This is a genomic window from Micromonospora eburnea, assembly GCF_900090225.1.
GTDB lineage: Bacteria > Actinomycetota > Actinomycetes > Mycobacteriales > Micromonosporaceae > Micromonospora > Micromonospora eburnea.
The window spans coordinates 3,708,645-3,719,851 of sequence record NZ_FMHY01000002.1; the positions used below are offsets into that span (position 1 = coordinate 3,708,645).

Annotated in this window: 13 protein-coding genes; 4 read left to right on the forward strand and 9 right to left on the reverse strand. The window is 68.2% G+C overall.

What is annotated here, in order from left to right:
• Positions 1–29: 29 nt before the first annotated feature.
• Both GA0070604_RS16810 and GA0070604_RS16815 read right to left on the reverse strand, forming a co-directional pair.
• Positions 30–284 carry a hypothetical protein gene (locus GA0070604_RS16810; protein ID WP_091118795.1) on the reverse strand — a complete coding sequence of 85 codons (255 nt, stop codon included), beginning with the start codon at positions 282–284 and terminating at the stop codon, positions 30–32.
• Positions 281–580 carry a DivIVA domain-containing protein gene (locus tag GA0070604_RS16815; RefSeq protein WP_091118796.1) on the reverse strand — a complete coding sequence of 100 codons (300 nt, stop codon included), beginning with the start codon at positions 578–580 and terminating at the stop codon, positions 281–283. Before GA0070604_RS16815 ends, GA0070604_RS16810 begins: the two co-directional genes overlap by 4 nt.
• Positions 581–844: 264 nt before the next feature.
• Between GA0070604_RS16815 and GA0070604_RS16820 the strand changes: the two genes are divergently transcribed.
• Positions 845–1,735: a helix-turn-helix domain-containing protein gene (locus GA0070604_RS16820; protein ID WP_091118797.1), complete on the forward strand. Its 891-nt coding sequence runs from the start codon at positions 845–847 to the stop codon at positions 1,733–1,735.
• Positions 1,728–1,928 (forward strand): DUF397 domain-containing protein, encoded by a 201-nt coding sequence (locus tag GA0070604_RS16825; protein WP_091118798.1) that lies wholly within the window; start codon positions 1,728–1,730, stop codon positions 1,926–1,928. Before GA0070604_RS16820 ends, GA0070604_RS16825 begins: the two co-directional genes overlap by 8 nt.
• Before the next feature lie 260 nt (positions 1,929–2,188).
• Here the strand turns inward: GA0070604_RS16825 and GA0070604_RS16830 are convergent, their stop codons facing one another.
• From GA0070604_RS16830 to GA0070604_RS16850, 5 genes are all read right to left on the reverse strand, one after another.
• Positions 2,189–2,650 (reverse strand): NUDIX hydrolase, encoded by a 462-nt coding sequence (locus GA0070604_RS16830; RefSeq protein ID WP_091118799.1) that lies wholly within the window; start codon positions 2,648–2,650, stop codon positions 2,189–2,191.
• Between the two features lie 30 nt (positions 2,651–2,680).
• Positions 2,681–3,394, reverse strand: a complete 714-nt coding sequence (locus GA0070604_RS16835) for a hypothetical protein (RefSeq protein ID WP_167363493.1) — start codon at positions 3,392–3,394, stop codon at positions 2,681–2,683.
• Positions 3,395–3,492: 98 nt separating this feature from the next.
• Positions 3,493–4,440 carry a tetratricopeptide repeat protein gene (locus GA0070604_RS16840; protein WP_141721311.1) on the reverse strand — a complete coding sequence of 316 codons (948 nt, stop codon included), beginning with the start codon at positions 4,438–4,440 and terminating at the stop codon, positions 3,493–3,495.
• A 67-nt stretch (positions 4,441–4,507) separates the two neighbouring features.
• Complete coding sequence (locus GA0070604_RS16845) at positions 4,508–5,245, reverse strand: TauD/TfdA family dioxygenase (RefSeq protein ID WP_141721312.1); 738 nt, start codon at positions 5,243–5,245, stop codon at positions 4,508–4,510.
• 74 nt (positions 5,246–5,319) lie between these two features.
• A complete protein-coding gene (locus GA0070604_RS16850) occupies positions 5,320–7,839 on the reverse strand; it encodes a GmrSD restriction endonuclease domain-containing protein (protein WP_091118803.1) in 2,520 nt (839 codons plus the stop codon).
• A gap of 266 nt (positions 7,840–8,105) precedes the next feature.
• Here GA0070604_RS16850 and GA0070604_RS16855 point away from each other — a divergent pair, with 266 nt between their 5' ends.
• Positions 8,106–9,371: an endo-1,4-beta-xylanase gene (locus GA0070604_RS16855; protein WP_091118804.1), complete on the forward strand. Its 1,266-nt coding sequence runs from the start codon at positions 8,106–8,108 to the stop codon at positions 9,369–9,371.
• Between the two features lie 21 nt (positions 9,372–9,392).
• On the opposite strand, the gene GA0070604_RS16860 is transcribed toward GA0070604_RS16855, so the two are convergent.
• A complete protein-coding gene (locus GA0070604_RS16860) occupies positions 9,393–10,196 on the reverse strand; it encodes an NAD(P)H-binding protein (protein WP_091118805.1) in 804 nt (267 codons plus the stop codon).
• Positions 10,193–10,672, reverse strand: coding sequence for a VOC family protein (locus GA0070604_RS16865; protein WP_091127197.1), 480 nt, complete (start codon positions 10,670–10,672; stop codon positions 10,193–10,195). The genes GA0070604_RS16860 and GA0070604_RS16865 overlap by 4 nt, the downstream gene beginning before the upstream one ends.
• A 78-nt stretch (positions 10,673–10,750) precedes the next feature.
• On the opposite strand from GA0070604_RS16865, the gene GA0070604_RS16870 reads away from it, so the two are divergent.
• On the forward strand, positions 10,751–11,086 hold the full coding sequence (locus GA0070604_RS16870; protein ID WP_091118806.1) for a nucleotide pyrophosphohydrolase: 336 nt from the start codon (positions 10,751–10,753) through the stop codon (positions 11,084–11,086).
• The last annotated feature ends 121 nt before the right edge of the window (positions 11,087–11,207 follow it).

An 11,207-nucleotide genomic window follows, 5' to 3' on the forward strand; every position in this document is an offset into this window, starting at 1 on the left:
GACCGGTGGTGGTCGGGGGCCGCGTTCGGTCAACGGCGCAGCCGGCGGGTGCAGGGACCGTCGTGGTCGGAGCGGAGCAGGCACCGCCGGCCACCGGGCATCAGCAGGTCACAGAAGACCCGATGGCGTACGTTCTGGTCGTCCTCGGCGGAGACGGTGGTCTCCCCCGGGTCGGCGGGCGGCAGCAGCACCAGCAGCCAGCGGCCGACCACCCGGGCCAGGCGCTGCGCGGCGGGCAGGTCGGCGGCGACGACCGGCAGGTGGATGACGTACCGCTGGCTCACCGCTCGCGCCCCCGGGCGTCGCGGGCGCGGGCCTGGTCAGTCTGCCAGCGGCGCAGCGCGTCCTTGATGACGGCGGTCTCCCGGCGGCTGGCGGCCAGGGCGGCGTGGACGGCGGCCAGGTCGCCGGCGACCCGGTCGAGGAACCGGTAGACCTCGCCGGGGTCGAGGCCACGGCGTCCCAGCCCGACCGGCTTGAACCGGCGCTCACTCACCTGCCACGGCAGCAGACCGGTGTACGCGGAGCGGTAGGTCCTGCCACCGCTCGCTGAGGTCGATCGCTGATCGTGGACACTCATTCGCCCGCCTCTCGTCGTGGGTTGGATGGGGTGGGTCCGCCCGCCCTCCCCGCACGGCCGGACCCACCCCCGCCCTGCCACCGCAGCTCCATTCAGCGGTACGGCGACACGGCTGTCAGTGGTCAGCTTGTGACACTGCGAAGCAGCAACGCAACGTTCCACACCGGATTTCTCGCCAGATGCATTGACTTTCTTTACTGAAACCTGTATGAGTTGCAGAGCACGGTCACGCAGTGTTGCGAATTGGAATCAGGGAGTGTCCGGATGGCCGAGGACATCGGATCGACCGTGCCACGCCGGCAGCTCGGCCGGCTGCTGCGGCAATACCGCACCGAAGCCGGCGTGACGCTCGACGCCGCCGCCGAGGCGCTCGAATACAGCCGACAGAAGATCTGGCGGATCGAGTGCGGCCTGGGCGCGGTCCGGGTGCTCGACGTCAAGGCGATGTGCGAGCTGTACGGCGTCTCGGCAGAGCTGACCGAGGCGATGAAGGGGCTCGCCGCCGAGACGAAGTCGAAGGGCTGGTGGCACGCGTACGGCGACGCCGTGCCGAGCTGGTTCGAACTCTACGTCGGCCTCGAATCCGCCGCCGCCCGTCTCCGGCGCTACGACGAGTCCCTGATCCCAGGGCTGCTTCAGACGCGACAGTATGCGCAGGCCATCTTCCGCCTCGACCGCCCACAGGCGAGCGAGCAGGACCGGGAACGGGCTGTCGAGGTCCGGCTACAACGACAATCACTGCTCATGCGGCGACTTCCGGCCGCACCAAGGGTGGTACAGGTGCTGTCCGAGGCGGTCATCCGCCGCGTTGTCGGGGGCCCGGGAGCGATGCAGATCCAGCTCGACCACCTCATCAGACTTTCCGACCTACCGAACGTCTCCATCCGCGTGCTCCCGATGGCAGCCGGCCCGCAGCCCGGCGCTGTCGCCGGATCCTTCGTGATTCTCGACTTTCCGCCGACCAAGGGCGGCCGAGCAGCGCCCGAGCCCTCCGTGGTCTACAGCGAGTCGCTTACCGGCGCGCTCTACCTCGACAAGCCCGATGAACTGGCCGCCTACGAACGCGTGTGGAAGGGACTGGATGCGCTCGCCCTCGGCGAGGCAGAATCGAAGGACATGATCAAGCGGATCATCGGGGAGATGCGGCATGACTGACCTGACCGGCGCTGCCTGGCGCAAGAGCACCCGCAGCGGCGGGAACGGTGGCGACTGCGTCGAGGTCGCCACCAACCTCCCCAACCTCATCGTCGTACGCGACTCCAAGGACCCATCCGGACCACACCTACGCTTCACCCGGCCCGAATGGACCGCCTTCCTCGCCACTATCAGCGCGCAGTCTCAGCACTGACACGAGCATCGAGGCAGCGGGTCAGGGGACTGCCGGGTCCAGGTGCTCGGCTCGGGCTCGCTCCGCCGTCTCCTGCGCGATGAGGTCGTTGTCCGCCAGCAAAGTCATCGCCCGGCCGCAGCCGGCGGCGGCCGGCCGCAACCGCTGAGCCGATCCGCGTGGCCGGCCATGTCCCAGTACCAGACCCCGGTGCCGGATTGATCAGCCACCGGTGGTCGTACGCGCTCTGGAATCGGCCGGCCGGAGCATGCCGCTGCTGCTCACTCCGCTGTCGCGTGGGCCGAGGCACGGTCGCGCGCCTGCCAGCGGGCGATGGTCCTCTTGTACGGCTCCGGCATGTGCAGCCCCGGCACCTCGTCGTACGCGAACACCCCGAGCTCCTTGTGCTCAGCGGAGTACGCAAGCTCCTCGTCCCCCAGGTACACGGCGCCGTAGCTGACGATGAAGACGTGCCGGACGGGGGTGATCTCATAGACCCAGCTGTCGATGATGTCGACCCCGGTGACGCTCAGTCCGAGTTCCTCCGCGACTTCCCGGCACACGCCCTCCTCGGGTGTCTCGCCGACCTCGAGCTTGCCGCCCGGCAGCTCCCACTCGTCGCGTTCGTTCCTGAGCAGCGGAACCCGGCCGTGATAGTCGACGACGAGCTTCACTGAGATCGGCAGTTGATACTCGAAATACCCTGGATTGCGCTCAACCAGGTACGGGGGCCGGTCGGTCATCAGATTCCTTCCATCACGGCAGGGAGTCGGTTACGAGGTGAGCAACACGGCGGCGACATCGTCGGCTCGTTTGAACCGCCGGCCGCCACCCACCGCGCCGCCCTCAGTTTTCCGGATCAGTGCCTCCAGGTACGGCAGCCCGCGCCCGATGGCATCGGTGATCACGTCTGCCCACTCTTGGTACAGCCCGTAGTCGGTGACCAACCGGGCGAAGCCGTCGGTGCAGAGCAGGATCGTGTCGGTCGTCGCCCACGCGCCGACGAAACTGTGTGGCCGCAACTGACGACGCGGATGGCCGGAAAAAACTGATTCGGTGTCGCCGGAAGTCATGGTGTGAAGCCGGCGCTCGTGCATCGCCGCGATCACCCGCTGGGGGTCAGGCTCGCCCGCCTCGACTGCCGCCGCCTCTCGACGATCGAAGTACGCGGTGGCCAGGACGGCGGGTTCACGACCTGCGACGACGGCTGTGGCGTCGCCGACCCGACTGATGTCGTACCGAACGCCCTGGTCAACGCAGAGAGCAATCGAACAGGCCGGCGGGACCCGATGGGTTGGGAACCCCAAGGCTCTCTGTCGCCTGGCGATATCGTCGGCGATGACCTCAAGCAGAGCCGCTGCAGCACCGTCGTATCCGTCCTCGCCGGCGGAAGTCAACTGCTGGTCGATCGTGTCCACAAGCCACTGCACATCGCTGTCCGCGGGAAGCGCACCATCCTGGTAGAGGTCGGTGGCACCGTCGATCACCCAGGCCAGGGTGCCCCGGTGGCCGGCACGGTCTTCGTTCGCCCTCGCGCCACCCGCTGTCGTAACCAGTCCTTGCACCCTCACCGCTGGCTCGTCTTTCAGGACATCCACCCGGCCGGCACCAGAATCCCCGCCCCGATCAGCGCGCAGCCGATTACGACCGCGGCAAACACCCGGCGGATGCCGCTGTTGTTGACCAGGGAGAAGGTGCCGAACACGACGCCGACCGCGCCGGACGCCACAAGCATCAACCGGACACCGTCAATCCCTTTGCTCTGACTCGCGATGTTACCCGCGGTGGCGATAAATGCAACGACTGCCGCCAGCAGGCCGAGCAGTTGGAGCTGCTGTGCCTTGAACTCAGCCAGCTCCGTCCGAAACCGATCATGGGCTTGGGCCCACCGGGCCCGCTCCTGCATCAGGTCGATCCGGATCCGGGTGGTCTGGTACTGGGTCAGTCGGCGCGGGTAGTCGCGGGAGGTGCGCGGCTCCAACTCGATCGCCTGCGCGACGGCTGATCTGGCCGCCTCGAACTCTCCGCGCAGCGCGAGCAGACGGCCCTTCGTCTCGAAATAGTGAGCAATCCTGCCCTGCGACAGGGTGATAGCCCGCTCGATGTGTCGCTCCACCTCATCGAGGTCGCGCGCGCTTCCCGGCTGCTCCAGGCGTTCCAGGAACTCCACCCAGAAGGCAGCCAGTTGGTGCACCACCGCTGCGACGTCCGGCATCGAGGCAACTGCCTGCCGGGAGTGCTCCACGGCGCTGCGGAGCGAGGCGAGGTCGCCCCGGCTACGGGCCACGATCGCGCGAAACGTGTCGAAGTACGGCTCCGCTCCAAATTCACCCTCGTACTGGCGGACAACCGCGCTGTATTCAGCATGGCGTTCCTCCCGCCGCAGGCGGAGCAGAAGCGCGTACAGCGCCGCGAACCGCAGCCGCGCCCGTTCGGTCCGGTCGTCGACAATTTGACGCAGCGCCGGCTCCGGGTCGGGGTGCGCCTCGAGGACTTCCCGGATCACCAGCGGGAAGGCGTCGTCGGCGGGCACCGGCACCCTGGCCAAGGCCGCCGCCAGCCGGACGCGTTCCGTGCTGAGGGCCGACGTGGGCCTGGGTCTAGGAATCCGCAAGTCGGAACCCCCGGTTCAGCCAGGCGTACGGGTGGCCACCGTCAACCTCGGCGAGCAGCCGTACCAGGCGACGGCTACCACTGAACGCTGTCCGTCCGTGCAGGACCCGGTGGTTATGGACGAGATAGCCATCTCCGGCGGCGAGACGAAAGCTGCGCCTCGTCGCGGCGATCAGGCGACGGAGCGCCGCCACGACGTCCTCCCGCCCGCTGACGCTGGATGGGTTGCCGATTTGGTCGTCGCGATAGCGAAAGCGGGCGAGGCCACCGCGCAGTTCGATGAGAGGTTGTCCGTCGCCACCGCCTCGTGGCCTCAGTCTCAGCCCGGCGATCACCCCATCATCGAACTCATTGCGGAGAAGGGCCAGCACGCGAGCCCCATCGACCAGTACGGACTCTCCGCCGGTGAGTGCTGGCACAACCATCACCGTGGCCAGCACGCTGGGTGGCCGTGCGACCAAGCTCCGGTCTGTGTGCGCAGACAAGGCAGCAGCGGAAAACCCGGCCTCGTTCTCCCCATCGACGGCCCGCTGTCGCGGCACGATAACCGTCAACCCGTCGGTCGACTGATGGGGGTGGCTGACCGGCTCGGTCCATTGATCGAGTAATTCCCTGACCCCATCGACACTGCCCTGCCGGATAAACACCAGCCCGTCGCGGGCAAGAGCGGAGGGCACACGGCCGGCATCGATCTCGGCTACGCACCCTGCCGCCAACAGTCGCATGCTCCGCCTGACAATAGTCGAAGTGACGCGTTCCACTATCCATCGAACCTAGCCGTTCGGGCGACCGTCACGCATCAGGCCCCGGAATGCACCGCCTGCCGGAAGAACCAGGCGAGGTGCTCGATCAATGCCTCGCGGGCCTTGACGTCAACAAGGACGTCCAAGGGGAATCCGGGGCGGAGGCCGAGCTTGGCTGCTGCGATGTTCACGCTCGGCAGCTCGTTCAACCGCTGGCGGAACTCCTCGCGGAGCGCGATGTCATCGAACGGGGTCCTGATACTCATGTGCTGGAATACGATCTCGAACTTCCCACTCGGGTAGATCGTCGCGGGCCAGATGTTGCCGAGCTCGTGGTCCTTGCCCCGCGCCATGAGGAAACACGACGTCTCGCCGCCCGAGCCGTAGAGCGGCCTGCCGCCCATCCTGGCCCAGGCTTCGATGACGGCGAGCGTGCCGGCCACGACCTGCGCATCCTGCAGGTCCGTCAGCTGCTCGACGAACCGGTCGTCGAGCAGATCATTACGACGGGATCGTGGACGGAGGAGCTGCCCGGACACATCCTGCTGCGGCATGCCGGCGAGCTGGGCCAGTTCGTCGACGCCGAAACGCTGCGCCTGGCTGGCCCGCCCGTACTTGTCGAACTCGACGCCTTCGGCGCGCAGCATGTCGCGCGGGTCCTCGTTCCGGGCCGGGTCGAGCCACCGGAAGTTCGGCGACAGGGTGCCCTCGGCCTGGAGCACCCGGTGCGCGTTCGGCGCCGGGTGGCTGGCCAGCCGAACCCCGACCGGCATGGGGTGACTGCCGATCAGCGCGGCCACATCGCCGTACGCGGTCCAGGAGCCGGCGGGCAGTGCGGCGAGCGCCTTGTTCATGACGTCCCAGGGCACCTCGGACCGGTTGCCCGCTTCCTCGGTGGGTCCGGGCCACTGGGCGATGATCCGCTCGGCGAGGGCATCGGCCCGCGCGTAGATCTCGGGACGTCCCCATCGCTTCTGCGCGGCGATCTCCTGATTGAGCGAGATCCCGCTCTTGGCCAGTTGGGCGCGCTTGACCAGGAAGGAGCTGTTGCTCAGCTCGGCGTTGTAGCCGGTGAGGGTCAGGTTGCCCAGGGTGTGGACCAGGGCCTCGTGCACCTCGGCAAAGCTCTCCTCGCCGTGCAGATCCTCGCCCAGCATCTGCCGCCACTCCGTGGTCGGGCTCTGCGGCATGACATGTTCGATGGTCAGCGAGTCGGATGCCACCGGCTCCTTGCTGCCGTATGACTCCTCCAGCCACTGGAGCACCAGCTTGCGCTGGGTCGCGCGCCCGTTCAGATAGAACGGGATGGACCGCACCGCCTCCCTGACGCTGGTGTCGGTCGCGTAGTACTTCCGGCCGACCGACAGGTATGCCCGCACCGCCTCGTCGACCGGCAGGTCCGCGCGCATGTCGGTCACGACGCGCAGCAGGATCCGGTTGATGTTCGCGGTGGCTCGGCCGGCCAGCAAGCGCCGTACGAAGAAGCTCTCCACGTACAGCATCGCCGCCGCGACCTGCTCGGAGGTGGCCGTCCCCTGCTGCCGGCGATCCAGCAGGTGCAGCAGCAGCGGGTAGACGGTGGTGGTGTCCCAGGCGTTGAGCCGGGTCAGCCGCCGCCGCACCTCCGGATCGCCTTCCTCCTCGGGGTGCAAGATGATTCGCAGGAGGGTCCCGAGCCGGCAGAACCGGCGCACCTCGGCCTCGATCTCCGCCTCGGTGTGCAGGCCGTTCAGCCGCGCCTGCTGGCCGGTGTAGGTGTCGGTCTGCTTGACCTCGGGATTGCTGTGCACCAGGTCGAGCCAGAACAACTGCTCAAGCTCCCTAGAGGTCAACTGCTCCTGTAGCGGGAACCACAGCGAGCCGTATACGGCCTCACCGCGGTTCGGCAGTCGCATGAAGAGATAGTTGCGCAGCAGGTCGGCCTGGGTGAGCTTGAGGCCGGTGTTGTTCAGCGACTCGAAGATCCGGTAGACGTTGTCGCCGGCCTGCGCGACGACCGACACCAGGGCCATCCCGGAGATGACCGCATTCTCAATGCGCTCGATGTCCAGCGGGTCGTCCGGGTCGTCAACGGCGGCGAGCTGTGACTTGAAAAACCGGTATGCCGCACCGACCCGGTCGGTCCCGCCCGCCTGCGGGGTCGCGTCCAGGCAGGCCTCGTACGCGGGCCGGTCGGCCTGGGTGGGCACGATCTTCAACCGGTGAGCGGGCTTGTACTTGTTGATCAGGTATTCCTGGTTGATGCGGTCCCGATGGTCCGGATCCTCGTGCTCGGCCCGGTGGTCGCGGATGGCGCAGAGCAGAATGGACAGGGTGGTGAGTCGCTGCTGGCCGTCCACCACCAGGAACTCGGATACCGACGGCCCGTGCGTGGGGCTGGGCGCGAGCACCAGTGAGCCGATGAAGTGCGTGAGGCTCGGATCGTCGATCCGCTCCTCGGCAAGCTTGCGGATGTCCTCCCACAGGCGGTCGAGCTGGGGCTCCGTCCACGAGTACGTCCGCTGATACAGCGGCACCCGATACTGCTTCGCGCCCTCCAGCAACTCCCGCAGCGTCGTCTCGTGTGCCGCGACCATGTAACCGGCTCCTCGTTCACTGTGGTCCGCCCTAAACCGGCAACACAACCAGAGCAGTGGTCGGCGGAGCAACCCACAGTCACGGCGACAGCTGTCTAAAACTCGACAGTGGTTCCGACCTCTTGGATCCGGTATCGCGGTATCGCCACCGAGGCGGGGCGGCCAGCCCGGGCACCGTAAAGTCGATCCTCTTGGCTGTTGCCCGGTCAACGCGCGATCATGCGGGATGCATGATCACGATGGCGACCGGGTGAAGGAGAGGCGTCATGTCTGACAGCAGCCTGCGGCACCGTATGGGCAGGGCCACCCTCGTCGTCCGCGGACCTGACCGCCGGCCGCTCGCCGACCAGGTGGTGACGGTTGCCCAGCAACGGCACTCCTTCGCCTTCGGCAACATCGGCTTCGACTTCGTCGGCCTGGTCGGCGGCCCCGAGCCGGAGGCGGCGGCGGACGTCGAGGGCTTCGGCGGCACGAACGACGGGGATCTGGAGCGGCTGGGCGACCTGTGGCTCAACCTCTTCAACACCGCGACCCTGCCGTTCTACTGGGGCCGCTACGAGCCGCGGCGCGGCGTCACCGACGCCGAGCGCCTCACGAAGACGGCACGGTGGTTCGCCGAACGCGGCGTCACGGTCAAGGGGCATCCGCTCGTCTGGCACACCGTGCAGCCGCCGTGGCTGCTTGACCTCGACCTCGACGAGGTCGAGCGACTGCTGCGGGCCCGGATCCGTGACCTTGTCGGCGGTTTCGCGGGGCTCATCGACGTCTGGGACGCGATCAACGAGGCGGTCATCATGCCCGTCTTCGAGAACGGGGACAATGCGATCACCCGGCTCGCCCGGGCCCGGGGCCGCATCTACCTGGTGCGGATGGCATTCGAGGAGGCCCGCGCGGCCAACCCGGCAGCCACGCTGGTGCTCAACGACTTCGACCTCAGCTCGGCGTACGAATGTCTCATCGAGGGATTGCTCGAAGCCGGCGTCGGCATCGACGCGATCGGGCTGCAGACCCACATGCACCAGGGGTACCGGGGCGAGGAGTACATGCAGCGCATGCTCGACCGGTTCGCCCGGTATGGTCTGCCGCTGCACCTGACCGAGACCACGCTGGTCTCCGGCCATCTCATGCCGCCCCACATCGAGGATCTCAACGACTACCAGATCCCGGACTGGCCGACGACCGCCGAGGGCGAGGCCCGCCAGGCCGCGGAGTTGGTCCGGCACTACCGGTCGCTGGTCGCGCATCCGGCGGTCCAGTCGATCAACTACTGGGGGCTCACCGACCACGGCGCCTGGCTCGGCGCCCCCGCCGGCCTGGTCCGCGCCGACGGCAGCCGCAAGCCGTCCTACGACGCGCTCGAAGCGCTCATCAACGGCGAGTGGTGGTTGCCGCCCACCGACATGCGCACCGACGCCGACGGCACGGTCGCCGTGGAGGGATTCCTCGGGGACTACACCGTGTCCGTCGGCGACCGCACCGAGCGGTTCACCCTCGGCCCCACCCAGACCACCGCAACCGTGGACCTCGACTGAGCCGCCGACCACAGACGGCGATCAGCTCGTGCCGGTGAGCACGTCCTGGAGGGAAGCCGGTGCGCGGCCGGTCAGTGCGACGACCGCGTCGGAGGTCGCCGCCCAGCGGCCCTGACGGATGGACTCGAACATGCTCGTGTACGCGTAGGTCCACCATGGCTCCTCGCCATGGCGCAGCAACGCGCTGGCGAAGTCGGCCGGCGCGGTGTCGGCGTACCGGTAGCCCAGGGCCGAGGCGATCGCCTCTACGGGGCGGCTCTCCGGCCCCGTCACGTCGTGGTGCCGGTTGGTGGGTTCCCGCAGAGCCAGGGCGGCCAGGCAGCGCGCCACGTCGTTTCGTGCGACGAGAGAGACACGACCGTCGGCGGCCGGAAGCGCGACCGTCCCATCGGTGCCGCCCGCGCTCGTGCCGACCTGCCGGATCAGGCCGAGGAAGAACTCGGCGAACAGGCCGGCACGGACGATGGAGTACGGGAGGCCGGAGGCACGGAGCAGCCGCTCGGTATGACCGTTGGTGTACGCGTAGCAGAACGGCGAGTCCAGGTCCACGTCCAAGCCGCTGAGCAGCACAACGTGCCGGACCCCGCGCCGGATCGCAGCGTCCAGGACGTTGTGGTGGTGAACGGTCACCCGCGCGGCCTCGCCATCGCTGGACACGAACACCAGCGTGTCGATCCCGTCCAGCGCGGCACGCAGCGCCGCGGGGTCGTCGTACGGCGCGGTGCGGCTCGACAGCGGGACGACGTCGTGCCGTCCCTCGTCGGCCAGCAGTCGCGCCACGTGGCCGCCGATCCGGCCGGTGCCCCCGGTGACCGCGATCCTCATGCCTCCCACGCGAACCCGTCCGGGTCGGTGAAGGGCCCGGCATCGCTGCCGATGACGATCCGGTGCGAGCCCGTGCCGTCCGGATAGGCGCCGGCGTCCTTCGCGGCGGCACGCCGCCCGTAGAGCGCCAACGTGACTGACGACTCCGGGGTGGCGGACTCGACGTACCTGCTGCCGAAGCTCTTCGCCACGGCCAGGCCACGGTCGACGTAGAACTGCTTGCTCGCCTTCACGTCCGCGACCCCGCGCAGCGGCACGATGTCGTCGATCTGCCGGGTCGCCGGGTCGGTGTCCTTCTTTGCCGACGTCGCCACCTTCGGTCGGGACGCCACGAGCGACAGCACGAAGCTACGAAACCCGGCGGCCGGTGCGTCCGAGGCGCGTACCCGAACATGAGGACCTACGCCGACGACGCCGTAGAAGGCCTCGGCGGTGAAGTCCGGCCCGTCGAGGATGACGGATCTGATCAAGGCCATGCCCATCACGCTACAGGCGGCCGCGTGACCCGAGCTTCTTGATTCCTGACCGGTCATCAGCCGTGCAAGACTGCCTTGGTGAACGATCTGACGGCTCGGGTGCGAGCCTTCGCCGAGGAGCGTGATTGGCAGCAGTTCCACACGCCGAAGAACCTCGCGATGGCGCTCGCCGGCGAGGCCGGTGAACTCCTCGCAGAGTTCCAGTGGCTCACCCCCGAGCAGGCCGACGCGGTGATGGACGACCCCGAGGCCGGCGCACGCGTCCGGGCGGAGATCGGCGACGTGATGATCTACCTGACCCGGCTGGCGGACGTCCTCGGCATCAACCTCGCGGAGGCCGCCCTCAGCAAGTTGGACGAGGTCGCCATCCGCTATCCCGTCGAACAGGCCAGGGGCTCCGCCGCCAAGCGGTAACGGGGCGTGCGCGGAGATGATCTCTTCGCTACAGTCCAGCAATACAAGCGCGTAACGACGGGCTTCCGGCCATGGCCGGACAAGTCCCCCATGCGCACGATCACTTCGTGCTGCCCGGGGG